The organism is Streptomyces himalayensis subsp. himalayensis, from assembly GCF_013778455.1.
In the GTDB taxonomy this organism is placed as follows: Bacteria; Actinomycetota; Actinomycetes; order Streptomycetales; family Streptomycetaceae; genus Streptomyces; species Streptomyces himalayensis.
Genome location: NZ_JACEHE010000003.1, coordinates 128,734 through 154,685 on the forward strand (window position 1 = coordinate 128,734; position 25,952 = coordinate 154,685).

Here is a 25,952-nt window from a genome sequence, read left to right on the forward strand (position 1 = left end):
GGCGGCAGAGCCGCTTCCACGAGGAGCCTCCGGTGCAGCGACGCGATCGTCGGTGCACCGGGACTGCGGAACCAACGTCCAACTGGTCCAGCAGCAGCGCCGCCGTCACGAACGTGCCGTGGAGGCCGCGGGCTTGCTGGTAGTGCAACGTCAGCGCGAACAGGCGCGCCGCCCACTCATCAGGGATGTCGACGCTACGACCGCCACACCCGGAAGTCGCTGATCCGGAAGTGGCTCCAGGTGGTCCGGAACGCAAAGTGCCCGCTCGTGTAGGGCTCCGGGTCGGTGTAGTCGAAGACGAGCCGTCCGTTGTTCCACCACTGGACGGTCGAGCCGTCGGAGACGATGCGGACGTGGTTCGGCTCGTTGGCCACCAGCAGCGGCTCGGTGTAGTCGTGGATCAGCGGCCGGACCCCGGCCTCACCGACGTAGCGGCGCAGTCGGGTCGTGGTGTTCGTGTTGGCGCCGTACCCGACGTAATACGTCTTGAGGTAGTCGTACTCCGCGAGCGCGCCGCCCCGCTGAGTGGCGAAGATGTCCTCGGGGGACCGGACGTCGACCGCGTTCCAGAAGTTGTTCAGGTCGGAGACACGGTCGTTGACGCCGCCCTCCGACACGGGCGTGGCGGTGTACTCCAGGATGTACGGTCCTTCGAGCCGCTCCCTGAACCAGATCGTCGCCCCGGCGGGCACGTCGACCTCGAGGATGCCGCGGGAGGCGGTGACGGTGCCGCCCTTCTCCAGTTCGACGGCCCACCGGCCGAGGCCGTGCCGGAAGTCGTCGTGGGCGATCAGCCGGCGGTGGCGGGGCGAGGCGCTCGCGGTGGTCGCGGGGGCGAGGGCGGCCAGGGCGGCGCCGGCGGCCAGGGCTCCGAAGGCTCTACGCGTGGTCGTCACGGGAGACGGCTCCTTCCGGGAGGGTGATCGAGGGCTTCGGCACGCGACGGGTCTCGGTGCCGAGGTAGTAGTCGGTGTACGTGGACTGCAGATAGCCGCGCACGGTCCAGCCGAGGCGGTACCCGGGGTTCTGAGCGAGGGTGTAGAGGCGCGTGTTCGTCGGCTCGGTGGTGGTGTAGAGGCGCAGCGCGGTGTGGTCGGCGGTCTCGGCGAGGATCTCCTCGCGCCAGTCGCCGAGGATGTCGCCGTAGAACGGGGTGGCGTTGCGGGCGCCGGAGAGGACTCCGGACGGCTCGAAGATCCTTGCGCTGGTCTGGCTGGCCGGGTCCCACTTCTCGACGTGGGTGTAGTCGAGGTTCTCCGACGCCTTGTCGCCGTCCCACCAGATACGGAAGTTGACGCTGGGCGTGGTCGTGGAGACCTTGCCGTCCTGGACGTTGTAGACGCCCGCACCGGGGGCGGTGACGTCGGCGGTGGAGGTCCAGTACTCGTAGCCGGGGTGGTTCGGGTCGATGTCGCCGGTGCTGCCGCGGCCGACGTCGATGTCCGTGTCGTTCACCCAGTCCGCCGGGTGCTGACCGGTCACGAGACGCTCGCCGGTATCGGCGTCGTAGTAGTACCAGGGGAAGTTCGGGATGACGCCCAGCTCGGCCTGCTGGATGGCGAAGCCCTCCAGGCCGGGGCGGCCGGGGTCGAGGTCGGCGATGTGGAAACGGTCGCCGTGCCCGGCACCGTCGACGACGTAGCGCAGGGTGCCGTCGCTGTTGACGACGTAGTTGCCGTCGGCGATCTCGTCCTTGCCGTCGAGGTCGACGTCGACGGTGCGGATCTGGTGGAAGCTGGTCGCGCCGCTGGTGGACGGGACGACGTACTTCCACCGCGGGGTCAGGTCCGTGCCGTTGAAGTCCCAGGTCTGGAAGAGGATCCGGAAGGCGCCGCGCCGCGCGCCGACCCGGGTGACCAACTTCGTGACCAGGCTGGGGTGTTCGCCGTCGAGGTAGGCGATGCCGAAGTGGCCGCCGGAGGGGCCGTCGGCGACGAAGTCGTCGGGCACGGGCTGCCGGGTGCGCTCGGTGCCGGTCGCGCCGTCGATCACGGAGACGAACTGGTTGGCGGGCGAGGCGGCGGTGACCTTGGAACCGTCCGCGAAGGTGGTGCCGTCCGCCGTGTGCACGAGCACCTCGGCCCTGCCGTCGCCGTCGAGGTCGAACACCGTGACGTTGTCGTCGTTGCGATAGCCGCCGATCGCCGTGGAACCGCTGATCGCAGCGGGCGCCGGTTCGTTGGCGCCGTTCCCGCCGACCTGCGTGTACGAGCCGGGGCCCTGGTCGACGCGCCACAGCCGTTCGCCGGTCAGCGTGTACGCCTCCAGCAGGTCGGGCTTGTCGCGGGTCTGGGAGAGGCGGCTGACGACGATCTCGTACCGTCCGTCGCCGTCGAGGTCGCCGGGCCAGGCGTGCTGCACGGTGTAGCCGTCGGCGGTGGCGAGGGGGATCTCGGCGTACCCTTGGGCGAAGTCCAGCGCGGCCGAACTCGGCCTCTGTTCATGCCCGTTGACGATCGCCCGCACGGTGTACGTACCCTTGCCGGGCGTGTTGTCCTGGTACGTCGTCGACTTGACGACCGGCGCACGGTTCAGCCGTCGACCGTTCTTGTACACGTTGAAAGCGATGGCGTTGCCGTACCGGGCGTACTCGGTGCCGAGCAGACGCCAGCTGAGGAAGGTGCCCTCGCCCGAGCCGGACGGTACGGCGACCAAGCCGCGATCGAGGTTCTCCACGACACGCCGCGGCGCGTCGTCGTCGGTGGTGGCGTGACCGGCAGGGGCAGAGATCAGCCCGGCCAGCAGGGCCGCCGCGGTGACAGCGACGGTTCTTCGGCGGTTCACTGGTGCTCCTTTGCGAGAAGGTCGATGAGGCGGTCGGCCACCTTGCGGTGACCCTGGGAACTCGGGTGGACGGTCCCGTTGAAGTCCCCGTCCGCCGGAGAGAGCCAGTCGGTCGTGTCGACGAACTCGGTCCGGGCGTCGGCCAGTTGGGCCACAACGGCGGCGATGTCTTCGGCGTGTGCGCCGTTGAAGGGGCGCAGTGCGAGGATGCGCGCGTGCGGTGCTGCGGTCCGCAGCTTGTCAAGGTAGGCGCGGTAGGCGGTGCGGAACTCGTCCGAGCCGAACGCGGCGTCATTGGTGCCCTGGTTCACCACGATCACGTCGGCCCGGCGGTCCGAGTCCGCCCTGGAGTCGGCGTAGTTCCAGCCGTACGCGTCCGACGCTGCCGGCACTCCCCCGTTGCCGGTCTGGATCACGCCCTGGCGCCCGAACCCGACCTGGGTGAGGGAGGCGTGCAGGGGTGGGGTAGGCGGCTGTGCCGTCGGCGCAGTCGGAGGTGTTCACGTCACACAGGGTCATGACCCCCTGGGTGATGGAGTCGCCGTAGAACGCCACCTGCCGTGCGTGCCGGACTCGTTGGTCCAGGACGTGCCCCCGGATCCCGGTCAGCACGACCCCGGTCTCCAGCGGTGGCGTCCAGCGGTTGACCCGTGAGAAGACGTCCTTGACCGAGATCTCGACCGTGTGGGGACCGCGGCCGTCGGCTGTGATCTCCAGATCACCCTGGTCGACGGCGTGCAGCTGCTTCGGGCCTCCGTCGACCGACACGTAGATCTGCGCGGGCACGGTGATCGACGAGACGTCGAACAGGACATGGACACTCGAGCCTGTGAAGCGGAAACGCAGCCGGGAGCCGGAATTGACCGTCGTGGCCGCCTCGGTGGTGCGGCCCCAGTGACCTTCGTAGGCGAGGCGCCGGTCATCCGGGCGTACGACGTTCGAACCGTCGGACGCCGCAACAGGCTGCACCGCACCCACGAGCATCCCCACGGCCACCGCCGCACTCCCCAGGACGCGTCTCATGACGGAATCCGATCCCCGACGAGCGCCAGGTTCTGGATCGCCGCCAGCGCCCACTGTGCCGAGGAGTTGGTGGAGATCCAGGGAATCTCCTCGGTGGTACGCAGGACCGCCGGGGTCTTGATCGTGACCGGGGACCAGTCGTTGGAGGGGAAGTAGGTGTCGCTGCCGGTGAAGAACTCGTTCCACGCGCGCGTGGCCAGCGTCGCGTCGTCCTTGTGGAACGCCGCGTACGCCGTGATACGCGAGTGCGCGGCGGGCAGCGCCGACTTCCAGGTGGAGCCGGTCAGTTGCTTCTGCTGGGCGGCGGTGGCGTTGTAGTACTGCGCGTAGTTCAGCCAGGCGGTGCGGAACTCGGGTTCCTCGTCGCCCAGCAGCGACACGATCTCGCTGTTGGTCTCGACGAGTCCGAAGACGGCGCTCAGATGGGAAACGTTGACGGCCGTGTCCGTCGTGATCGCGAACTTGCCCGTGTCGGCGTCCAGGAGTCCTGTACCGGTGAAGAATCCGTTGGGCTGGGCGGCGATCGTCCGCAGGGAGTTGACGAGCTTGGTCTTCGCCTTCTCGGCGCCCGGCCCGTTCCTCTCCCACTCGGTGAGCCAGGCCGCCGACAGCCCGCCCCAGTCGGTGCCGAAGCCGACCGAAAGGGAGTGCCGGTCGCCGGGCGTGTAGCCGTCCGTGCGGACCTTGCGCTGCGGGTCGACCTCCAGGAACGTCAGCTCCACGTCGCCGAGTTCGCGCAGCAGGTCGCCGGTGCGTTCGTCGCCGGTGAGGAAGTAGTAGAAGCGGCGGTTGGCGGCCGTGGAGATACGGACCTGCTTGGCGCTGTCCGCGTAGTGCTGCACGCCGTGCCGGGTGCCGAGGCCCGCCCATTTTCCGAGGTGGTAGACGTCGACCTCGCCGGTGTGCCGGGTCAGAGCCTCGGCGAACCGGAACACCTCGGCGGAGCCGGTGCGCAGGAAGTGGTACCAGATCCACAAGTCGGTACCGAGCTCGGAGTTGTCCCAGGCGTAGCCGCCGACGTCGTAGCGCCAGACGTGCCGGTCGTTGTCGTAGGTGTGCTGGACGTCGCCGTAGTCCAGGAAGCCGTACCAGCGGTGCTGCTCGCGCTGGTCGACGTAGTAGGCGAAGAGGTCGTCGAGGTGGTCCTCGATGGTGGCGCGCGCCTTGCTCGAGCGGTCGACGGGCGCCCAGTCGCCGAACACGCCTGCCAAGTGCAGTCGTTCAGGCGCGGCGGTCAGCAGCGGCGGGGTCGCGGTGGCGGCGGCCTGTGCGGCGAGGACGGCCGCGCTGGGGGTCTTCTCCGCCGCCCAGAAGGTCAGTTCGCTGGTGCGGGCGATGCCGTACGGGGTACCGAAGCCCGGCTCGTAGTCCTCGTACGTGATCTCCAAGCCCTCGAGTTGCTTGTCGTACGTGTCCTGGCCCAGGCCGTCGTGGTAGAAGCGGAGGTCGAGCGGGGGCGCCTCGGGTGAGTAGAGCCATACGGTCGTCTCGGCGGCGTCTCCCGCGGCACCCCGCACGTCCAGCTGGGTGGGGTGACGCTGCCAGAAGTCCCTGAGGCCGAAGGAGAGTCCGCCGCTCGCGCCGCCGACGTATCCGAAGCCCCCGGCGCGCCGCCCGGCCGCGGCCTGGATCCAGCCGTGGCCCGCCTTGGTGCGCTTGCGCACGAGGTAGCCGTCCGCGGTCGGCTGGGTGAGAGTGAAGTCGCCCCACTGCGGGATGTAGGCGAGGCGGCTGGAGACCCGGGTGTCCCAGGTCGAGGTGTCGGGGAGCTTCTCGCCGGCGATCTGGGCGTTCCGGACCGCCTGCCCTGGGTCGCGGCGCAGTCCGGTGATGCCCTGGACGGCCTCGCTGAACAGGCCTCCGTCCGAGTCGGCGAACCGGATGTGCCGGTCGTACGGCTGGTCGCTCAGCGGCACGGTGAAGCGGACGCCGAGCCCGCGCAGGAAGTCGCCGTCGTCGGAGCCGGGCTCCTGCTTGCCGTCCCAGACGAAGGTGTGGGTCAGGCGGAAAGATTCTGCGCCGGCGAAGAAGGCGAAACGGAGCACGAAGGGCAGCAGGTCGCGGCTGCCGTGGCGGTGGCGGCCCTCGACCCGGATCACCGCCCGTACCGGGCCGTCCTGCTCCACGGCGATCTTCTCGATCCGGCCGGTGAACGTCTCGGCCGCGCTCCCCTCGCGCACGGACTTCTGCCGCAGGAGCACGAGTCGACCGTCCCGGGCGGTCTCGGAGCTCCCGCGCCGGATGCTGCGGATGACCGTGTCGGAGCCCTTGGCGCCGAAGACGGCGGTGATGACACCGGTCGACACCTCGACGCGGCCGGCGTTGCTGGTGACGGTGACCCGCTGCTCCGGGGCGGCAGGCGTGCCCGCGGTGAGCCGGTACGCAGAGGCCTTCGGCGCGCCCGGCGCGATCGCGTGTGCGGTCCACTTGACCGACCCGTCGGGCCACTGGCCGGTGACCCAGGTCTGGAGGGGCACATCGTCACCGGCGGCGGTCGTCAGCCGGAAACTCTGGTCCGGCCGGTACGTGCCGCGCTTCCACGGCACCCCCCAGGTGGCGCCTGCGTGGACGCCGGGGGCCGAGCCCTCCAGCCAGTGGAGCTCGGTGTCGTCGCCGTCCGCCGCGGCGGCGGTGCGGGACAGGGCCCAGGAGAACTGGGCGGCGGCGGCCGCGGCTGCGGCGCCCTTGATGACGGTGCGTCGGTCGACGCCGGACACGGTGACCTCCGAAGGCCCTAGAAAGCGCTTGCACAACTACGGAGTTCACTGTGTCCCCACCTTCCCCTCACTGTCGACGCTCTGGCCACCCCTGCCACAAGACCGCAATACAGTGATCATGAACGCGCAAGTCTCGCGCGCGGACACACCGAAGTCCGGACCCGGGGATCGGGGTCCGGCCTTCCTACCGGCCGACATGACCGACACCCACACGCCGTCGTCGCCGTCGCGCTTCGCCGCCGGCCCACGGCGCGCCAGGCAACTCGGTGAAGCGGATACCGAAAGGATTGCGGCCCCTCAGCAGACGGTGACGGGCGTCAGGGTCACGTCGCCTCCTCGGGGGCGGAGACAGCACAGGCGCGCTTCGCCGACACGGGTGCCGACGGACGGCGTGGTGTGGCGCCCCGGCGCAGCAGTGACAGCACCAGAGCCACGGCGAGCAGGCCGGCAGAGACGCACGAAGCCAGCGCGTACGCGGCCCGAGGATCACTGCCGCCCGGCGACCCGGAAGCCGCGTGCAAGTAGACCGCTGAGACGGCGCTCACGCAGACGGCCGCCGCGATGCGCTGGGCCATCTGCAGGATGCCGCCGCCCACTCCGGCAGCCTCTGCCGGAGCATGCTGAAGCACCTGGGTCTGATTGGGCGAGACGCTGAGCCCTCCGGCGGCGCCGGCCACCAACTGCGTTCCGGCGAGCGCCATCGGCAGCCCCGCCATCGGCACGGAGAGCGCGACCGCCGCCCCGGCCAGGGTGGCCCCGATTCCCAGCACGAGGCCGACGGTCACTGTGCGGGGTCCGATCCGCCGTACAAGACGCCAGGCGAGTGCCGAGGAGATGCCCATCGCGACCGCCGAGGGGAGCGCGACTGCCGCCGTGAGCAGGGCGGACAGCCCGAGTCCGTCCTGCAGAAAGACGGTGAGCAGGAGGGACGCGGCCAGTGAGGAGCCGAACTGGGCCATGGCGACAGCCGTGCCCAGCACATACTGCTTCGAAGACGTCAGCGCCGGATGTACCAGCGGCTGCCGGCCCCTTCGAACACGCAGGCGTTGGTGCACGGTGAAGACGGCTGCCAGTGCGCACAGCATGGCTCCCCACAGGAGTGCCTCTTCCCCACTGTTCGGGGTGGCTATGAAGGGCACCATCAGCGTCAGCGTGCATCCGCAGGCCAGGCTGAGGCCGAGGACGTCCAGCCGGGAGTTCTGGGCGGTGCGCCGGGGCGGTGGCAGCCAGCGGGCGGCAAGGGCCAGGGTGATCACCGCGCACGGTGCGCTCAGCAGGAGGCAGCACCGCCAGCCCGTCTGAGGGCCGAGTCCGGCGACGAGCGCACCGCCGAGTGGCGGGCCGAGTGCCGTGGCCACGCCGGCTGTGACCGCGTAGAGGCCCAATGCACGGCCGCGGTCCGGACCGTGGAAGACGTCCTGAATGGTGCCGATCACCTGGGAGTTGACGAGCCCCGCCGCGGCACCCTGCACCAGGCGCGCGCCGATCAGGGTCCCCGGCCCTCCGCCGGTCGCCGCCACCAGCCCGGCCAGGAGGAAGACGGACACCCCGGCGATGAAGAGATGTTTGCGTCCGTGCACATCACCGAGACTGCCACCGGGAACGAGGGCCAGGCCGAAGGCCAGTGAGTACCCGGCCACGATCCACTGGACATCTGCCGCAGACGCCTCGAGCGATTGACGCATGCTCGGAACGGCGATGTTCAGGACCGCCTGGTCCAGCAGGGTCGTGGCGCCCGCGGCCATACACACCAACAGCACACGCCGCGCGGCACGATCTTCTCCCGGGAGCATTCACACGCGCCCGGCCGGCCGCGGAAGGCCCAGGTGTTCTCGCAGCGTGGTGCCCGTGTAGTGCGTGCCGAACAGGCCGCGGCGGCGCAGTTCGGGCACCACCAGCTCGGCGAAGTCGGCCAGGGTGCCCGGCAGATACGGGAAGATCACGTTGAAGCCGTCCGCGGCGCGGCCGTGGAACCACTCCTCGATGTGGTCGGCGATCTGCTGCGGGGTGCCGGTGATGGTGCGGTCGTCGTCGGCGACGCGCCGGACGAGGTCGCGGATGGTGAGGTTGTCGCGGCGGGCGTCTTCGTAGATCTGCTGCTGCGCGGTGTGCGACTGATTGGAGACCGGGAGTTCAGGCAGGGGCCCGTCCAGGGGGTAGGAGCTGAGGTCGAAGCCGCCGAGCCAGTACGAGAGGTCGGCCAGGGCGACCTGCGGGGGCAGGAGTTCGGTGAGCCGGGCCAGTTTGTCGCGGGCCTCGGACTCGGTGGGGGCGGTGACGACGGACAGACCCGGAAGCACCTTGAGGTGGTCCGGGTCGCGGCCGTGGGCCGCGGCGCGTTCCTTGATCTCGGCGTAGAACTCCTGTGCCCGGGTCAGGTCCCTGATGCCTGAGAAGATCACGTCGGCGATGCGGGAGGCGAGGTTCTTGCCCGCCTCGGAGGCGCCGGCCTGCACGATGACGGGGTGTCCCTGCGGGGGCCGGGCGATGTTGAGGGGTCCGGCGACCTTCAGATGTTTGCCCTCGTGGTTCAGCGCGTGCAGCTTGGCGGGGTCGAAGTAGACGCCGCTCGCCTGGTCGTGGCGGAACGCGTCGTCCTCGAAGGAGTCCCACAGCCCTGTCACCACGTCGTAGAACTCTTCGGCGCGGTCGTAACGGGTGGCGTGGTCGAGGTGGGCGTCGAGGCCGAAGTTCTGGGCCTCTCCGTCGTTGAGGGAGGTCACCACGTTCCAGCCGGCCCGTCCACCGGAGATGTGGTCGATCGAGGCGAAGGTACGCGCCACATGGTACGGCTCGTTGTAGCTGGTCGACGCGGTGGCGATCAGGCCGATCCGGGAGGTTCCGGCGGCGAGTGCGGCCAGCAGGGTCGTCGGTTCGAAGGAGTCGTTGACCACGCTGACCCTGCTGAGGACGTCCTCGTTCGCGAACGGCACACCGACGAGGTCGGCGAGGAACACCGCGTCGAAGGCGGCGTCTTCCGCGATCCGGGCGTACGAGAGGACCTCCTGGATGTTGATGCCCGCGTCCGGGGCGGTGTCCGGGTGCCGCCAGGCGGCCAGGTACTCCCCCGGCGGCTTGAGGAAGGCGTTGAGGTGGAGTTGGTCGGTACGGCTTTGGTCGGTACGGCTTCGGTCGCTGCGGCGGCTCATCGTCCGGCCTCCTGGAGCTGTCGTGCGGGGGCGGCGGGGCGCGGCAGCCCGAGGTTCTCGCGCAGGGTGGTGCCCTCGTACTCGGTGGGGAACAGGCCACGCCGCTGGAGCAGCGGCACGACGTGGTCCACGAAGTCCTCGGCACTGCCGGGCAGATAGGGGAAGGAGACGTTGAAGCCGTCCGCCGCACGCGCGTGGAACCAGGTCTCGATGTGGTCGGCGATCTGCTCGGGCGTACCGGAGACGGCGGGCCCCGCGGCGAAACGGTGCGCGAGCTGGCGTATCGTCAACTTCTCGTCGTGGGCCAGCTTCAGGAGCAGATCGCGGCGCGACTTGCTGCGGTTGGTGTCGGGGATGTCCGGCAACGGACCGTCCACCGGGTAGTCGGTCAGGTCGATATCGCCGATGTTGTCCTGGACCAGGCGCCGTGCGACGTCATCGTGGATGAGGTCCTGCAGCTCGCCGAGCCGCTGCCTCGCCTCCCCCTCGGTGGCCGCGACGAGCGGGCTGAGGCCCGGCCAGACCAGGACATGGGCGGGGTCCCGGCCGTGGGCGGCGGCGCGTGCTTTGACATCGGCGTAGAAGGCCTGCGCGGCGCCCAGTTCGTGCTGCGTCGTGAACAGGACCTCCCCGTGCCGGGCGGCGAATTCCTTCCCCGTCTCGGAGGATCCGGCCTGGAAGACCACCGGGTGGCCCTGGGGCGGGCGAGAGATGTTCAGGGGCCCTCGTACGGTGAAGTGCTCGCCGCGATGGTGCGGTGTGCGCAGCCCGGCCGGGTCGTAGTAGCGGCCGGCCTCCTTGTCCCGTACGACGGCGTCGTCGTCGAAGCTGTCCCAGAGTGCCTTCACGACCTGCACGAACTCGTCGGCGCGACGGTAGCGCAGTTCGTGTTCGAGGTGGTTGTCGCGGCCGAAGTTCGCCGCCTCCAGTGGTACGACGGACGTGACGACGTTCCAGCCCGCGCGACCGCCGGAGATGTGGTCGAGGGAGGCGAACTTGCGGGCAGTGTGGAAAGGATGGTTGTAGGTGGTCGTCGCCGTCGCCGCCAGCCCGATGTGTTCGGTCACCAGGGACAGCGCGGCCAGCAGCGTCAGCGGTTCGAAGTGCTCGGCACGGCCTGTGCGGGACAGGGAGTCGAGCTGGTGCCCCCAGATGGCGACGACGTCGGCGACGAACAGCGCGTCGAACCGGCCGCGTTCGAGGGCACGGGCGAGGTCGGCGTGGAAGGGGAAGTCGAGCTGTCCGTCGGGGCGCGCGTCCGGGTGCCGCCAGCCGGCGATGTGGCCACCAGAGCCGTGCACAAGGGCTCCCAGGGTGAGTCGGCGAGGGCGTGCGGTCTGTGTGGTCCATGTGGTCCGTGTGTTCATGTGAGCCTCCCGGTCATGCGGGCAGCCGGGGTACGGCGGCCAGCAAGCGGCGTGTGTACGGGTGTCGGGGGTCGGCCAGGACGGATGCGGCCGGGCCCTGTTCGACGGCCCGGCCGTCCTTCATCACCAGCACGTCGGTACACAGGTGCCGTACGACACCGATGTCGTGCGAGACGAGCAGCAGCGTCAGGCCGTACGCCTCGGCGAGGTCGTTCAGGAGCGCGAGGATCTGGGCGCGCACCGACACGTCGAGGGCGCTGAGCGGTTCGTCGCCGACGAGGACCTTCGGGCCGGGGGCGAGCGCCCGTGCGATGGCGATGCGCTGCCGCTGCCCGCCGGAGAACTCGTGCGGATACCGGCCGCGCACGGACGGGTCCAGGCCGACGGCGCGCAGCAGTTCGTCCACCCGGTCGTCGTGGCCGCCGGGCAGCCGCAGGCACTCCAGCGGCTCGGCGACGATGTCGCGGACGGTGGTGCGCGGATCGAGGGAACCCATCGGGTCCTGCAGCACCACCTGGACCTCGCGCCGGAACCACGTCAGCCGGCGGGGCGCACCCGGCCGTATCTCCCGGCCTCGGTAATGCACCGTTCCGGAGTCGGGCCGGTCCAGTGCGAGCAGGAGCCGGGCGAGCGTGGACTTCCCGGAGCCGGACTCCCCTACGATCCCGAGGCTGTTGCCTTCCCTGAGTTCCAGGGAGACATCCCGTACGGCGTGGCGGAGGGCGGCCGGTGCGAACAGCGAAGTGCGCGGCAGCCGGAAGCTCCGGCTGAGTCCTGTCGCCCTGAGGAGCGGCGTGACGTCTTCTGTCATCGGGCGACCTCCGGAGTGTCCCAGCCCGTGGCTCGGGCGGCGTCCACAAGTCGCTGTGTGTACGAGTGCCGGGGACTGCGTACGAGGGTGTCGGTGGCGCCTTCCTCGACGAGCCGTCCGTCTTTGAGGACCGCCGCTCGCGGGCAGAGCTCGGCGACCACGGCGAGATCGTGGCTGATGAACAGCAGTGCGGTGCCGTGCTGTTGGACGAGGTCGTCCAGCAGCTTGAGCATGTCGGCCTGGACGGTGACGTCGAGGGCGGTGGTGGGTTCGTCGGCGATGAGCAGCGCCGGGCGGGTGGCGAGCGCCATGGCCAGGCCGACGCGCTGCCGTTGGCCGCCGGACAGTTGGTGCGGCCAGGAACGGACGACGAGCTCCGGATCGGGCAGTCCCACCTGTGCGGCGAGTTCGACGGCGGCGGCCGCGGCCCGGCGCCGGTTCAGCCCGCGGTGCAGACGCAAGGGCTCGGCGAGTTGCTTTCCGATGCGCATCAGCGGGTTGAGCGCGCTCATGGGCTCCTGGAAGACCATGGCCATGCGTTCGCCGCGCAGCCGGGACAGCTCCCGGTCGCCGAGGCCGAGCAGTTCCTCGCCTCCGAGCCGGATGCTGCCGGTGACCTCGGCGCTGTCCGGCAGGAGCCCCATGACGGCGAGGGCGGTGAGCGACTTCCCCGAACCGGACTCCCCGATCAGCGCGAGCCGTTCACCGGGAGCCAGATCCAGGCTGACCCCCTCGACCACGGCCGTACCGCCGATCCGCACACTCAGGTCGGTGATCTTCAGCAGGCTCACGCTCCTGGCACCTCCTGCAACTCCCGCACCCGCAGGCGCGCGTCCGCGGCCTCGCGCAGACCGTCTCCGAGGAGGTTGAAGCCGAGGACGGAGCAGACGACGGCGAGGCCCGGCCAGATGACGAGGAGTGGGCGCGCGGTGATGTACGACTGCTGCTCGTGCAGCATGCGGCCCCAGGAGACCGCGGGCGGCGGGGTGCCGAACCCGAGATAGGACAGGGCGGCCTCGGCGAGCACCGCCACGGACAGCACGAGCGAAAGCTGCACGATGAGCGTCGGCGCGATGTTCGGCAACACGTGTCTGCGTACGGTGCGCCAGGTTCCCGACCCCGCGGCGTGGGCGGCGAGGACGTAGTCGGTCCCCAGCACACGCCCGGCCTCCGCACGGGCGACCCGGGCGACATTGACGCCCGCTCCGACGCCGATCGCGGTGACCGCGGTCCAGGTTGAGCCGCCGTACACCGCGGTGAGGATCATCGCGATCAGCAGGACGGGGAACGCGATCAGCACGTCCGTGAACTGGACGACGGCGGCACCGATCCAGCGCGGCACGAGGACCGCCGCGAGCGCCAGGGCGAGCCCGACGACGGCCGCGATGGCCGCCGCGAGCAGGGCGGTCCGCAAGGTGCTGCGGGCTCCGGTGAGCAGCTGGCTGAGCTCGTCCCGGCCCAGGCGGTCCGTGCCGAGCACGTGGCCGCCGGAGAGCGGCAGGAGCCAGCTGTCCTGCGGGCGCGCTAGCGTGGGGTCGTACGGCGTCCAGACGAGGGAGACCAGGGCGGACAGCACGAGGACGCCGACGAGGACGGAGCCGGCGAAGCCGCTGCGGCTCTTGAGCAGTGCTCGCAGGACACGCGAGCTGGGGACACTCATACCGCGCTCCGCAACTTCGGATCGATCAACCGGTGCACGAGGTCCACGACGAACCCGATGACGAGAACCGCTCCCGTGAGCAGCAGGATCTCGCCCTGCACCTTGTCCAGATCCCGGTTTCCCACGTCCGTGATCAGCATCTGGCCGACGCCGGGCAGCACGAACACCTGCTCCACGACGACCGCACCCGCCACCAGCGCGGCGATCTGCAGGCCGAGCACCGACACCACCGGCACCGCCGCATTGCGCAGTCCGTGCCGCAGCAGCGCACTGGTGCGGGTGTGGCCCTTGGCCCGGGCGGTCCGCAGCCAGTCCTGGTGCAGTACGTCCAGCACGGCGGACCGCACGAACCTCAACAACACGGCGCCCTCGGAGAGGGCCAGGGTCAGCCAGGGCAGCACAAGACTGCGTAGCGCCCGGCCGGGCTCGTCCCAGCCGTCGACGGGAAATCCCTGCGCGGGAAGCCAGCGGACCTGGACCGCGAAGACCACGACGAGCAGCAGTCCGACCCACAGGGTCGGCAGCGCGATGCCGAGCTGTCCGAGGGCGTTGACCGCGCCGCCGAGCCGCGAGTCGCGGCGGACGGCGGCCAGCACGCCCAGCGGCACGGCGAAGCCGAGCGCGAGAAGGACGGCGCCCACGGCCAGCGGACCGGTCACGGCGAACTTCTCAGCGAGCTGTCCGGACACCGACGTGCCATCGAGGACCGACCGCCCGAAGTCTCCGGTCACCACTCCGCCGATCCAGCTTCCGTACTGCGCGGTGAGCGGGCGGTCCAGGCCCAGGTCGTGGCGGACGGCCGCGACCTGGGTCGGCGTGGCCTTGATGCCGCCGATCGTCTGGGCGACGTCGCCGGGCAGGAGCCGCAGCACCAGGAAGATCAGCACGCTGGCGGCGAACAGGGACACCACCAGGAGCCCCGCCCGGCGCAGCACATACAGCGTCATACAGTGCTCACTTCTTCGCCACGGCGAGGTTCGCGAGGTCGTAGCGGTTGCTGGTGAAGTTGCGCGGGACGCCGGTGACTCCGCTGCGGACGACGGTGAGGGTCTGGTTGACGAACAGCCAGTCGGCGGCGGCGTCCTCGGAGACCTGCCGGGCCGCCTTCTTCAGGAGCGCGTCCCGCTCGGAGTCACCGGAGGCGGTCTGGGCGGCGGCGTACCACTTCTGGACGTTCGCGTTGTCGTAGCCGAAGTAGTAGTCGGGGTTGGCGAAGTTGCTCAGGTCGCGGGCCTCGGCGTGGTCGACGAGACTGAGCTGGTAGTCGTGCTTGGTGTAGACGGCATCGAGCCAGGTCTGGAACTCGACCTGCCGGACGGTGAGTTCGATGCCCACCTGCTTGAGCTGTGAAGCGAGGTAGTCGCCGATCTCGGCCGGGTAGATGTTGGGGATCTTGACGGTGAGCTTCAGCCCGTCGCCGTAACCTGCCTGCCTGAGCAGCTCCTTGGCGTTCTCCGGGTCGTACGCGTCGATCGAGGTGAGTCCCTCGTAGCCGGGGTCGGTGGCCGGGACGGGGCCGCCGACCTGCACGGCGGCGCCGCCGAGGGTCTTGATGAGGCCGGGCTTGTCGATGGCCTGGCGGATGGCGCGGCGTACCCGTAGGTCCTTGGTGGGGCCCGCGGCATTGTTGAGCGCGAGGGTGAACTTGTCGGTGGTGTCGCCGCGCAGCACCGTGTACTTGCGCCTGTCGGAGAACGGCTGGAGCAGGGTCGCGTCCACGGCCGTCTCGATGTCGGTCTGGCCTGTCTGCTGTGCGTTGTTGGCGGCGTTGTCGTCCTTGATGTACTGGAAGACGACCTTGGCGACCTTGGCCTTCTCGCCCCAGTAGGCGTCGTTGCGGACGAAGGTGATGGACGAGCCGCGCTTCCAGCCTGACAGCTTGAAGGGCCCGGTGCCGTTCTCCTTGCCGACGAGCGTGGAGAAGTCGGTGCCCTTCTTGAAGACGATCCCCGCTCGGCCGGTCAGGCCCCAGGTGAGGCCGGTGTCACGGTGCTTGAGCTTGACGACGACGGTGTGGTCGTCGGTGGCCGACACGCTCTTCACCGACGCGAGCGCCGCCGCGTCGGGGTTCTTCGAGCCCTTCGCGGTGACCTGCTTGAGCGACCAGACGGCGTCGGCCGCAGTGACCTTGGCGCCGTCGTGGAAGGTGGCGTTCTCGGCGAGGCGGAAGGTGTAGGTGAGCCCGTCGGACGACTCGTCGTACGAGGTGGCAAGGCTCGGCTTGACCTTGTTGTTCTCGTCGCGGGTCAGCAGGCCCTGGTAGATGTTGTCGAGCAGGATCTGGTCGAGTGCCGCGCCCGCCGTGGTGGCGATGTCGAGGCTGGTCGGTTCCAGAACGAGGCGTACGTCGACGGTGGCGCCGGTGTCGACGTCGACGGGCTCGGCAGCCTGGTTGGTCTGTCCGGCGTTCGCGGGGTCGTCGGCCGACCCGGTACCGCAGGCGGTCGCGGCCAGGCCGGCGAGTACTGCGGTGGCGGCGAGCCGGAGAGCGGTGCTGCGGCGCATGGCGGAACGTGCTCCTTGGGTGTGTGGGACGGGGCTCATACGGCTGCGGCTCGCAGCCCTGCTTCGAGGTCGGCGATGAGATCGTCGACGCCTTCCAGGCCGACCGACAGCCGCACGAGGCCGGGCGTGACACCGGCCGCGGCCTGCTGACGGGCGCCCAGCTGGGCGTGGGTGGTGGAGGCGGGGTGGATGACGAGACTGCGTACGTCGCCGATGTTCGCGAGATGGCTGAACAGCCGGACTCCTTCGACGAAGCGTCGCCCCGCCTCCAGGCCGTCCGCGAGTTCGAAGGCGAGGACCGCTCCCGCGCCGCGCGGCAGATAACGCTTGGCTTCCGCGTGCCAGGGGCTGGAGGGCAGTCCGGCATAGTGCACCCGCGACACCTGCGGCTGTTGTTCAAGGCACTCGGCGAGCAACTGGGCGTTCGCGACGTGCCGTTCGATGCGGAGACTCAGCGTCTCAAGGCCCTGGAGGAGCAGGAAGCTGTTGAACGGTGAGATGGCCGGTCCCAGATCCCGGACCAGGCGGGTGCGCAGGCGCAGCGCGTAGGCGAGGCCGAGGTCGGAGAAGGAGTCCCAGAAGGACAGCCCGTTGTACGTCGGATCCGGTCGGGTCAGTCCGGGCCACCGGTCGGGGTCGGCACCGAAGTCGAAGTGACCGCTGTCGACGACGACTCCGCCGATGCCGGTGCCGTGGCCGGACAGGAACTTGGTGGTGGAGTGCACGACGATGTCGGCGCCGTGCTCGATGGGCCGCAGCAGATACGGCGTGAGCACCGTGTTGTCGATCACCAGCGGCACTCCGGCGTCGTGCGCGACTCTGGCCACGCCCTCGACGTCGAGAACATTTCCGCGCGGGTTGCCGATGCTCTCCCCGAACAGCGCCTTGGTGCCGGGCCGCACGGCGGCGTGCCAGGCCCGCAGGTCGTCCGGGTCGTCGACGAACGTGACCGAGATGCCGAAGTCGGCGAAGGTGTGCTCCAAGAGGGTGCGGGTGCCTCCGTAGAGGGAGGACGCGGCCACGATGTGGTCGCCGGTCCTGGCCAGATTCAGCAGCGCGAGGGCGGTCGCGGCCTGCCCGCTGGCCACCGCCACGGCGGCCGAACCGCCCTCCAGTGCCGCGATGCGCTCCTCGGCCACGGCAGTGGTGGGGTTCGACAGCCTGGTGTAGGCGTGGGTGGTGAGGTCGGCCAGTTCGAAGGCCGCGGCGGCGTGGGCGGGGTCCCGGAAGATGTAACTGGTGGTCTGGTGGATCGGCACGGCCCTCGCGCCGGTGGCGGGGTCCGGTACGGCACCGGCGTGCACCTGCCGCGTTTCGAACTCCCAGCCGCTGCCCTGTGGTTGGCCGGTCATCAGGCGTTCTCCCTCTTGGCCAGGACGTCGGACCACCAGCGCTCGGCGACCCGCGGATGCGAACGGAGCCAGCCGACCACGGCGTTCTCCCCGAAGGCCGCCAGGAGCGGGTTGTGCGGGTCGTCGGTGACACCACGGCTGCGCGCCGCCAGTTCCAGCGGGAGATGGAGCGGCTTGACGACCGCGTCGAGGCGCGGACCGAGGAAGAAGGGGATGGAGTAGCGGTGGACACCCGGCTGCGGGCTGACGACCCGGTGCTGAGTGGCTTTGAGATAGCCCTGGGTGGCGATCTCCAGCATCTCGCCGATGTTGAACACGAAGGCGCCGGGCACGGGCACGGCGTCGATCCACTCGCCGTCCTCGCGCTGCACCTGCAGCCCGCCGACCTCGTCCTGCTGCAACAGGGCGAGATAGCCGTAGTCCTTGTGTGCACCCACTCCCTGGTCGGCGTCCTCGGCTGCGCGCGGCGGGTAGTGCACGATCTTCACGTGCACGGCCGCCTCGTCGTCGAACCACTGGTCGAAGTAGCCCTCGTCCTGCCCGAGCGCGGCCGCGAGGGCCCGCAGCACCTCACGGCTCACGCGCCGCGCCTCCGCCTGCCAGCGCAGGACTATGTCGCGCAACTCCGGTAGCACGGAGGGCCATTGGTTGGGCCCGACGAGCCGGAGGTAGTCGGGATCGTCCGGGCCGGTCTCGAGCGCCTCGCGTTCCGGGCCGATGTCGATCTGCTCACGCCAGTCGGCGCTGCCCGCCGTGTATTCGGTTCCGGTGCGCGTATAGCCGCGGAACTGCGGTGAGTTGAGGTTCTCGATCTCCAGCCGCCGATCCTCCGGCAGCGCGAAGAAGGTGCGGGCCGCGCTCAGCACCTCTTCTTGCAGTGATGTGGGGACGCCGTGGCCGGTGACGTAGAAGAAGCCCACTTCGTGGGCGGCGGCCCGGAGTTCGGCGAGAAAGGTGTCGCGGTCCGTGTCCGGGGCGCGGAAACGGGAGATGTCGATGACGGGCAGGGCTGTGGGCTGGGCCATGAGGTTCCTTCGCGGCAGCAGCCGACACATCACGCGGCAACGGCCGTACGGAAAGGTCAGTTGCCGACTGAGGGGTGCGCCGGGAGCGGGGTAGGAGAGGAAAGAGAGGTCGAGGTCGCGGGCCGTCGAACGGCGGTCAGCAACAGACCTGGTCGAACTGGTCGGCGCGGCGGCTCACCCAGAACGGGTCGAGCAGCACCGTGTGTGCCGGGCCAGTGGTCTCCATGGCCGGATCAAAGCACACACGGGAAGGTGCGTCCACCACGCGTCCCAGCCGGTGAGACGACCACATGGTGCTGGTGCGTGAATCGCCTATGTGGTTACCTGGCTGCATGACCGTGCTCGTGACTCGCCGCCACGTGGACTACGTGCGTGTCACCACCACGGGTTGTTCCGCCGTGGGCTGACGTCGCGCCCCGGCATCTGACCAGCTGCTTTCCGACCGCACTGCGCTGATTCCCACTGCACCGCGCTGACCGCTGCCCTCGTCCGGGCACGGGCTCTCAGCCTGCGGTTCCTTCGCCTTCCCCTTTTTCACACCCGAGCACCGCCGTCCCCGTACAAGGGAGAACCATGAGCCAGCCCATCGACTCCGTCACCGCAGGCCACACCCCCGAAGACGAACCCGCCGGACCCGACACCTCGGCCTGGTCCTTCGAGACCAAGCAGATCCACGCCGGTGCCGCGCCCGATCCGACGACCGGCGCCCGGGCGACGCCGATCTACCAGACGACGTCGTTCGTGTTCCGGGACACGCAGCACGCCGCCGACCTGTTCTCGCTCGCCGAGCCCGGCAACATCTACACCCGCATCCACAACCCCACCCAGGACGTCTTCGAGCAGCGCATCGCCGCCCTGGAGGGCGGGGTCGCGGCCGTGGCACTGTCCTCCGGGCAGGCGGCGGAGACCCTGGCGATCCTCACTCTGGCGAGCTCCGGCGACCACATCGTCTCCAGTACGTCGCTGTACGGCGGTACGTACAACCTGTTCCGGCACACGCTGCCGAAGCTGGGCATCGAGGTGTCCTTCGTCGACGATCCGGACGACGTCGAGGCCTGGCGAGCGGCGATCCGCCCGAACACCAAGGCGCTGTTCGCGGAGACGCTGGGCAATCCGCGCGGGAACGTGCTCGACATACGGGCGGTCGCGGACGTCGCGCATGAGGCAGGCGTCCCGCTGATCGTGGACAACACCGTGCCGACCCCCTATCTGCTGCGGCCGATCGAGCACGGCGCGGACATCGTCGTGCACTCGGCGACCAAGTTCCTGGGCGGGCACGGCACGGCCATCGCGGGTGTGGTCGTCGACGGCGGCACCTTCGACTTCGGGGCCCATGCCGAGCGGTTCCCCGACTTCACCGAGCCCGACCCCAGCTACCACGGTCTGCAGTACTGGCCGGCGCTCGGCCCGGGCGCCTTCGCCGTAAAGCTGCGGGTGCAGTTGCTGCGCGACCTAGGGCCCGCCCTCTCGCCGCACTCCGCCTTCCTGCTCCTGCAGGGCGTGGAGACGCTCAGCCTGCGCATCGAACGGCACTCCGCGAACGCACAGGCCCTGGCGGAATGGCTGGAGCAGCGCGACGAGGTCGCCGCCGTCCACTATCCGGGGCTGGAGTCCAGCCGCTGGTACGAGGCGGGGCGGAAGTATCTGCCGCGCGGCGCGGGTGCCGTTGTCGCCTTCGAGCTGCGGGACGGCGTCGAGGCGGGCAAGCGGTTCGTGGACGCCGTCGAGCTGTTCAGTCATCTCGCCAACATCGGTGACGTACGCAGCCTCATCATCCACCCGGCGTCCACCACCCACAGCCAGCTCGACGAGGAGCAGCTGGCGGCCACCGGCACCTCCCCCGGTCTGGTGCGCCTCTCGGTCGGCATCGAGAACCTCGCCGACCTCAAGGCGGACCTGGAGGCCGGGTTCCGCGCGGCGAAGGGCGCGTCCTGAACACCGTACTGACGCCCTCGGAGATTCCCCTCCCTCCGGCCTCCGGGGCCTGGCGGGAGGGGGATCCGCCCGGGCGTCGCCAGTGGTATGTACGCGAGAGGCCGCTCCCCTTGGAGGCGGGCGGTGAACTGCCCGGTGTGCGGCTCGCGTTCGAGGCCTGGGGACGGCTCGCGCCGGATCACTCCAACGCGGTGCTGGTGCTGCACGCCCTCACCGGCGACAGCCATGTGGTCGGTCCCGCCGAGCCCGGCCACCCCACTCCCGGCTGGTGGGACGGACTTATCGGACCCGGGCGCGCGCTCGACACGGACCGCTGGTTCGTCGTCGCTCCGAACGTGCTCGGTGGTTGCCAGGGAAGCACCGGGCCGTCGTCCCCGCGCCTCGACGGACGACGCTGGGGCGGCGACTTCCCGTTTCTGACACAGCGAGACCAGGTCGCGGCCGAAGCCGACTTGGCCGACGCGCTGGGCATCGACCGCTGGGCCCTGGTGGTCGGCGGCTCGATGGGCGGAATGCGGGCATTGGAATGGGCCGTGTCGCATCCGGAGAGGACGGACGCGCTCCTGTTGCTCGCCACGGCGGCCGCGGCCAGCGCCGAGCAGATCGCCTGGGCCGACATCCAGCTGCACGCCATCCGCTCCGACCCGAACTGGCGCGGCGGCCACTACCACGACACCGGTCGGGGTCCGCACGCCGGGCTCGGCCTGGCCCGACGGCTCGCCCACGTCACCTACCGCAGCGAGCCGGAACTCCAGATCCGTTTCGGCCGCTCGCCGCAGGGCTCGGAGGACCCGTGGTACGGCGGCCGGTACCAGGTCGAGTCCTACCTCGACCATCATGCGGCCAAGCTGGTGCGCCGCTTCGACGCGGGCAGCTACGTCGTGCTGTCCGAGGCCATGAACAGCCACGACATCGGCCGCGGCCGCGGCGGCGTGCGCGCTGCCCTGAGCCGGGTGACCGCCAGGACCCTCGTGGCCGGGGTGGACTCCGACCGTCTCTATCCGCCGTCCCAGCAGGCGGAGTTGGCGGCGAGCATCGCCACGGCGGGCGACCTCCGGCTCATCGAGTCCCCATACGGCCACGACGGCTTCCTCATCGAAGTGGAGCAGGTCGCCGCACTGGTGGGCGAACTCGTTCCATAGGCCCTCCCCGGTGGCCGGAGCCAGGCAGGCGGCTCTGACTCTCTCAGCGAGAGTCGGCTCGGCACCGACGATGCCGTCAGGCGCAGCCTCGGCGACGCGCCCGGTATGCCTGCTCAGCCCGCGAGGCGTCGGCGGCGGGCCCGCTGTCGGCAGGTTGCGCCGCAGTAGCGCGCCGGGCGGCCGGTGGGCCGGCACGGGAGCGAGGTGCCGCACTCCTCGCAGCGCGCCGCGGGGGTGGTACCGCCCGCGTCACGAAAGGTGTGGAGTTCCGTGACCGAGGCGGAGGGCCGCAGGGCGTCCAGGGTCAGGTGCACGAGCCGGATGCCGGCGGCTCGGTCGCGGTGGACGGCGAGCATCGCGGCGCATCCGACGGTGAGCGAGGTGACGTCGTCGGGACCGATGCCGGCGCGGACACCGCCGGCCCGCTGCGCCCCGTGGAGCAACGCGGTCAGGACCTGACGGAACCGCTGCGCGGCCGCCGCGAGCATCTGGCGCGGCCAGCTCTCGTCGGCGGTCACCACGTCGCAGACGTGCTGACGCCCGCGGGACTTCTCGATGACGTCGAGCAGGAATGCGAAGAACGCCTCGGTGGGCGCGGATCGGGCCATCCGCCTCCGGCCGGCGGCGGCCAGGTCGTCCATGTGCTGGACGAGCACCGCCTCGAGGAGGACCTGCTTGCTCGGAAAGTGCCGGTACACGGTGCCGGCGCCGACTCCCGCCCGGCGCGCGATCTCCCCGAGCGAGACGTCGAGGCCCTGCCCGGCGAACGCCTCGCCGGGGTCGCCTCGACCTCCGCTGAGGGCCCCGGTTTCTCGGGAAAGCGGCGCATCGAGCACTACCTGCGCGAACGGATTCCGCTCGTGACCGTGCTGCGCCCCGTCCGGTTCATGACGAACTTCCTCACGCTGTCCGGCATCGGTGTCGACGGGATCGCGGACGGCGTCCACCGGCACATCTTCCCGCCCTACGAGCCCGTCCAGGTCATCGCCCTGGAGGACATCGCCGAGTTCGCCGCCCTGGCCTTCGACCAGCCGGACCGGTTCGCCGGACGCACCCTGGAAGCTGGCCGGCGATGATCCGACACCAGCCGAGGCGGTCGCCGCGATCAGCGACGCGACCGGCGTCGAGGTGCGCTACGCGCAACTCACCCACGACGAGGCCGCCGCGCTCAACCCGGAGATCGCGGAGGTCCGGCAGCGGTGGCTGGCCGGCCAACGCTGGCACGCCGACATCGAGGCGCTGCGTGTCGTACACCCCGGACTGCGCACCCTGGCGGACTGGCTCGCGGAGTCCGGCGCCGCCGCACTGCGTGCCCAGCTGCTCGGTCCAGCACAGCAGCAGGCCGTGCCCGGCTGACCTTCCAGGGATACGGCAGCCGAGGCACGGACATCACGGGACGCGAGCCACTCCGGCGTAGACCTGCCGTGACAGGCGCGGGTTGCATCGAATCGGCCTTGACACTCGCCGGGGCGGACGACGTACGTTGAACCCGCATGTTCCGGACGGGTGGAGGCCCTCGATGCGTGTATCTGGCGCGGCACCGCAGAGTGCCGGCACCGACGCGCGCCTGATCACCCGGCGGCATGTCGACTACTGCCGCACCTCCTCCGCGGTCTGTCCTTCCGCACGCGTCTGAGCCCTGTCACCCCGCTCCGTCGGCCGTCTTGTCGCGGCCCTGTGGCCGCGGGTTCTCGTGTCTCGTGTTCTCGGAAGGAACATCCATGTCCGGTCCCGCTCTCCACCTCGCCGTCGAGATCGACGGCGACGGCGCCCATCCCGCGGCCTGGCGCCGCGCCGCCCACTCCCCCGACCAGCTCCTCACCCCGCGCCGCGTGGCCGGCGTCGCCGCCGTGGCCGAGAACGCCGGGTTCACCCTCGTCACCCTGGACGACGGCGTGCTGCCGCCCGGAGTCTCGCCGGATCCGGTGGGCCGGATCGGCGCGGTGGAGCGGGCGGCCTTCATCGCCGCGTCCACAAGCACGATCGGGATCGCCCCTGTCGTACCGGTCACGTACGCCGAACCGTTCCACGTCTCCAGCCAGTTGGCGTCCCTGGACCACATCTCCCTCGGCCGCGCAGGGTGGGTGGTGACGGAGGAGGACCATCCCGAGGCGGCCCGCGCCTGGGGACGGTCCGTGGTCGCCGACGCCGACGCGCGGGCCCGGGAGTCCCGCGACGGCGTGGAGGTGGTGCGTGCCCTGTGGGACTCCTGGGAGGACGACGCGGTCATCCGGTCGGTGGCCACCAGCCGCTACCTCGACCGCGAGCGGCTCCACTACATCGACTTCACCGGGGAGACGTATGCCGTGAAGGGCCCGGCGATCGTGCCGCGCCCGCCGCAGGGGCAGCTCGTTGTCCTGGGCCGGCCGGACCTCGTTCCCGCCGCGCAGCTCGACGTCGCTCTCGTCGCGGGCCGCGACCTCGCGGCGGTCACGACGGCCGCCGCTGCCGCGGGCACGCCCCGCGTCTTCGCCGAGGTCGAGGTCGCGCTGGACACGCCGGAGGCCAGTGGTGCCGAGCGCGTCGCCGACCTGCAGCGGCACGCCACGTGGACCGATCGGGGGCGCCTGCGACACATCGGCTCCGCATACCAACTGGTCGCGCTGCTTGGCGAGTTGAGCAGTTCTGTGAACGGCGTACGCCTGCATCCGCTGGTGCTGGACGAGGATCTGCCCGTCCTCTCCAGCCTCGTCCTGCCCGCCCTCAGCGAGCGGCGGCTCGTCGCCCGCCCCCTGCCCGGTACGTCCCTGCGCTCGACTCTGGGTCTTGAGCGCCCCGCCAACCGCTTCGCCGCCGCAGCCGCAGCCGCGGCCGCCCAGGAGGATGCCCGATGACCCGCACCGATCCCTTCGACGTCCCCCGGCCCGACGCCCAGTTCCATTTCGGGGTGTTCTTCCAAGGTGTCAACCACTGGACCATCTGGTCCGCACCGGAGAGCGGCTCCCAGATCGACCCGGCCTCCTTCCGCCGGGTCGCCCAGACAGCCGAACGGGGCCTGTTCGACGCGTTCTTCCTCGGCGAGGGGCTCCGGCTGCGCGAGGTCGACGGCCGTATCCACGATCTCGACGTGGCCGGGCGGCCGGACGCGATCACCCAGCTCGCCGCGCTGGCCGCCGTGACCCGCCGGATCGGCCTCGTCAGCACCTCCAACTCCACCTTCAACGAGCCCGCCGACCTCGCACGTCGTCTGTCCGGACTCGATCTGCTCTCCGAAGGCCGTGCCGGCTGGAACGTGGTGACCACCGACAACGCCTGGACCGGCGCGAACTTCCGCCGCGGCGGCTACCTCGACCACGCCGACCGCTACCGGCGCGCCGAGGAGTTCCTCACCGTGGCCCGCGCCCTGTGGGACGGGTGGGAGGACGGAGCCGTCGCCGGCTCCGCGGGCGCGCCCGCCTGGTCGGCGCCCGGTGCCGTGCGCCAAGTGCGCCACAAGGGCCTGCAGTTCGATGTCGACCTCGCCCCGACCCTGCCGCGCAGCTCCCAAGGCCACCCCGTCATCTTCCAGGCCGGGGACTCCGGTGAGGGACGCGACTTCGCCGCCCGCAACGCCGACGTCATCTTCTCCGCGCACGGCAACGACTTCGACGACGCGCTGGCCTTCGCCGAGGACATCCGGCGCCGGCTGCGGGCGGTCGGGCGGCCGGACGACGATCTGCGGATCCTGCCCGGTACGGAGATCATCATCGGCGCCACCGAGGAGGAGGCGCTGGAGAAGAAGCGCTGGATCCGGCTGCAACAGGTCACGCCTGCAACGGCGTTGGGGATCGCCGGACTGCTGTGGGGCATCGACCTGTCCGACCGCGACGCCGACGGGCCGCTGCCCAAGGAGGACCCGGTCGTCACCGAGAACGACGGCTCCTTCGGTGCCCGGCGCATCGCCGACCCGCGCACGGTGGTCGCCGAGTGGCGTGCCAAGGCGGAGGCGCACGGCTGGTCTCTGCGCGAGACCGTCATCGCGCTCGGCCCCCAGCGCGGCCACGTCGGCACCCCGTCCGGCCTCGCCGACAAGTTCGCCCACTTCGTGCGGCACGGCGCGATCGACGGCTTCAACGTCACGCCGTACCTCATCCCGGACGGCCTCGACGACATCGTCGACCTACTCGTCCCGGAACTGCAGGAGCGTGGCGTCTACCGCACCGAGTACACCGGTACGACGCTCCGCTCCCACCTCGGTCTGCGCGAACCCCTCACCCACCGCTCCGCACCCGACCGCCGCCAGGCGAGCTGACCGGCGACGTCCGCTGCCGCTGGGCTCGGCGGTGTTCACCTCCACGCGGTGAATCCCCGGCCCAGGGCGGCGGTGATGTCGGCATCCGGGCCGCCATCGGATGTCGGCATCCGGGTCGCCATCGCTGGGGCCCCCTCGGCTGGGCCCACTGCCGCTCTGCCTCGACCGGGGCCGCCTGAACGACTGCGCGGCCCTGCTGGAATTCGCAGACGTCACCGTTCTCAAGAAGGGATTTCCGCCATTGACGGACA

At 70.5% G+C, this 25,952-nt stretch carries 22 protein-coding genes; 6 read left to right on the forward strand and 16 right to left on the reverse strand.

Annotation, left to right across the window (positions count from 1 at the left end):
* Nucleotides 1-194: 194 nt before the first annotated feature.
* The 15 genes from H1D24_RS07025 to H1D24_RS07095 all read right to left on the reverse strand — a co-directional run bounded on the left by H1D24_RS07025 (nucleotide 195) and on the right by H1D24_RS07095 (nucleotide 18,393).
* The gene (locus tag H1D24_RS07025; protein WP_181656516.1) at nucleotides 195-896 is read right to left on the reverse strand and encodes a DUF6250 domain-containing protein; all 702 of its coding nucleotides are present in this window, start codon (nucleotides 894-896) and stop codon (nucleotides 195-197) included.
* Nucleotides 880-2,784 carry a rhamnogalacturonan lyase family protein gene (locus tag H1D24_RS07030; protein ID WP_181656517.1) on the reverse strand — a complete coding sequence of 635 codons (1,905 nt, stop codon included), beginning with the start codon at nucleotides 2,782-2,784 and terminating at the stop codon, nucleotides 880-882. Before H1D24_RS07030 ends, H1D24_RS07025 begins: the two co-directional genes overlap by 17 nt.
* Nucleotides 2,781-3,176, reverse strand: a complete 396-nt coding sequence (locus H1D24_RS07035; protein WP_181656518.1) for a GDSL-type esterase/lipase family protein — start codon at nucleotides 3,174-3,176, stop codon at nucleotides 2,781-2,783. The genes H1D24_RS07030 and H1D24_RS07035 overlap by 4 nt, the downstream gene beginning before the upstream one ends.
* Nucleotides 3,076-3,807, reverse strand: coding sequence for a hypothetical protein (locus tag H1D24_RS43510; protein ID WP_181656519.1), 732 nt, complete (start codon nucleotides 3,805-3,807; stop codon nucleotides 3,076-3,078). Before H1D24_RS43510 ends, H1D24_RS07035 begins: the two co-directional genes overlap by 101 nt.
* Nucleotides 3,804-6,524 carry an exo-rhamnogalacturonan lyase family protein gene (locus tag H1D24_RS07045; protein ID WP_181656520.1) on the reverse strand — a complete coding sequence of 907 codons (2,721 nt, stop codon included), beginning with the start codon at nucleotides 6,522-6,524 and terminating at the stop codon, nucleotides 3,804-3,806. Before H1D24_RS07045 ends, H1D24_RS43510 begins: the two co-directional genes overlap by 4 nt.
* A 323-nt stretch (nucleotides 6,525-6,847) precedes the next feature.
* Complete coding sequence (locus H1D24_RS07050) at nucleotides 6,848-8,269, reverse strand: MFS transporter (protein ID WP_258563895.1); 1,422 nt, start codon at nucleotides 8,267-8,269, stop codon at nucleotides 6,848-6,850.
* A gap of 48 nt (nucleotides 8,270-8,317) precedes the next feature.
* The gene (locus H1D24_RS07055) at nucleotides 8,318-9,673 is read right to left on the reverse strand and encodes an LLM class flavin-dependent oxidoreductase (protein WP_181656522.1); all 1,356 of its coding nucleotides are present in this window, start codon (nucleotides 9,671-9,673) and stop codon (nucleotides 8,318-8,320) included.
* The gene (locus tag H1D24_RS07060) at nucleotides 9,670-11,040 is read right to left on the reverse strand and encodes an LLM class flavin-dependent oxidoreductase (RefSeq protein WP_181656523.1); all 1,371 of its coding nucleotides are present in this window, start codon (nucleotides 11,038-11,040) and stop codon (nucleotides 9,670-9,672) included. The genes H1D24_RS07055 and H1D24_RS07060 overlap by 4 nt, the downstream gene beginning before the upstream one ends.
* A gap of 13 nt (nucleotides 11,041-11,053) precedes the next feature.
* Entirely contained in the window at nucleotides 11,054-11,851 is a 798-nt protein-coding gene (locus tag H1D24_RS07065; RefSeq protein WP_181656524.1) for an ABC transporter ATP-binding protein, read from the reverse strand.
* Nucleotides 11,848-12,642 carry an ATP-binding cassette domain-containing protein gene (locus H1D24_RS07070; protein WP_181656525.1) on the reverse strand — a complete coding sequence of 265 codons (795 nt, stop codon included), beginning with the start codon at nucleotides 12,640-12,642 and terminating at the stop codon, nucleotides 11,848-11,850. Before H1D24_RS07070 ends, H1D24_RS07065 begins: the two co-directional genes overlap by 4 nt.
* On the reverse strand, nucleotides 12,639-13,511 hold the full coding sequence (locus tag H1D24_RS07075; protein WP_181656526.1) for an ABC transporter permease: 873 nt from the start codon (nucleotides 13,509-13,511) through the stop codon (nucleotides 12,639-12,641). The genes H1D24_RS07070 and H1D24_RS07075 overlap by 4 nt, the downstream gene beginning before the upstream one ends.
* Nucleotides 13,508-14,458, reverse strand: coding sequence for an ABC transporter permease (locus H1D24_RS07080; protein WP_181656527.1), 951 nt, complete (start codon nucleotides 14,456-14,458; stop codon nucleotides 13,508-13,510). Before H1D24_RS07080 ends, H1D24_RS07075 begins: the two co-directional genes overlap by 4 nt.
* A 7-nt stretch (nucleotides 14,459-14,465) precedes the next feature.
* Entirely contained in the window at nucleotides 14,466-16,016 is a 1,551-nt protein-coding gene (locus H1D24_RS07085; RefSeq protein ID WP_181656528.1) for an ABC transporter substrate-binding protein, read from the reverse strand.
* 35 nt (nucleotides 16,017-16,051) lie between these two features.
* A complete protein-coding gene (locus H1D24_RS07090) occupies nucleotides 16,052-17,368 on the reverse strand; it encodes an O-acetylhomoserine aminocarboxypropyltransferase/cysteine synthase family protein (RefSeq protein WP_181656529.1) in 1,317 nt (438 codons plus the stop codon).
* Nucleotides 17,368-18,393 (reverse strand): isopenicillin N synthase family dioxygenase, encoded by a 1,026-nt coding sequence (locus tag H1D24_RS07095; RefSeq protein WP_181656530.1) that lies wholly within the window; start codon nucleotides 18,391-18,393, stop codon nucleotides 17,368-17,370. The genes H1D24_RS07090 and H1D24_RS07095 overlap by 1 nt, the downstream gene beginning before the upstream one ends.
* 573 nt (nucleotides 18,394-18,966) lie before the next feature.
* On the opposite strand from H1D24_RS07095, the gene H1D24_RS07100 reads away from it, so the two are divergent.
* Together H1D24_RS07100 and metX are read left to right on the forward strand one after the other, a co-directional pair.
* Complete coding sequence (locus H1D24_RS07100; RefSeq protein WP_181656531.1) at nucleotides 18,967-20,328, forward strand: bifunctional o-acetylhomoserine/o-acetylserine sulfhydrylase; 1,362 nt, start codon at nucleotides 18,967-18,969, stop codon at nucleotides 20,326-20,328.
* Complete coding sequence (gene metX / locus H1D24_RS07105; RefSeq protein ID WP_181656747.1) at nucleotides 20,325-21,470, forward strand: homoserine O-acetyltransferase MetX; 1,146 nt, start codon at nucleotides 20,325-20,327, stop codon at nucleotides 21,468-21,470. Before H1D24_RS07100 ends, metX begins: the two co-directional genes overlap by 4 nt.
* Nucleotides 21,471-21,583: 113 nt before the next feature.
* On the opposite strand, the gene H1D24_RS07110 is transcribed toward metX, so the two are convergent.
* Nucleotides 21,584-22,201: a TetR/AcrR family transcriptional regulator gene (locus tag H1D24_RS07110; RefSeq protein ID WP_309484249.1), complete on the reverse strand. Its 618-nt coding sequence runs from the start codon at nucleotides 22,199-22,201 to the stop codon at nucleotides 21,584-21,586.
* On the opposite strand from H1D24_RS07110, the gene H1D24_RS43515 reads away from it, so the two are divergent.
* From H1D24_RS43515 to H1D24_RS07125, 4 genes are all read left to right on the forward strand, one after another.
* Nucleotides 22,157-22,546: a Rossmann-fold NAD(P)-binding domain-containing protein gene (locus H1D24_RS43515; RefSeq protein ID WP_309484252.1), complete on the forward strand. Its 390-nt coding sequence runs from the start codon at nucleotides 22,157-22,159 to the stop codon at nucleotides 22,544-22,546. The genes H1D24_RS07110 and H1D24_RS43515 overlap by 45 nt on opposite strands.
* Before the next feature lie 52 nt (nucleotides 22,547-22,598).
* On the forward strand, nucleotides 22,599-22,826 hold the full coding sequence (locus H1D24_RS41700) for a hypothetical protein (RefSeq protein ID WP_220136478.1): 228 nt from the start codon (nucleotides 22,599-22,601) through the stop codon (nucleotides 22,824-22,826).
* Between the two features lie 365 nt (nucleotides 22,827-23,191).
* Complete coding sequence (locus tag H1D24_RS07120) at nucleotides 23,192-24,304, forward strand: LLM class flavin-dependent oxidoreductase (RefSeq protein ID WP_181656533.1); 1,113 nt, start codon at nucleotides 23,192-23,194, stop codon at nucleotides 24,302-24,304.
* A complete protein-coding gene (locus H1D24_RS07125) occupies nucleotides 24,301-25,701 on the forward strand; it encodes an NtaA/DmoA family FMN-dependent monooxygenase (protein WP_181656534.1) in 1,401 nt (466 codons plus the stop codon). The genes H1D24_RS07120 and H1D24_RS07125 overlap by 4 nt, the downstream gene beginning before the upstream one ends.
* Nucleotides 25,702-25,952 lie beyond the last annotated feature (251 nt).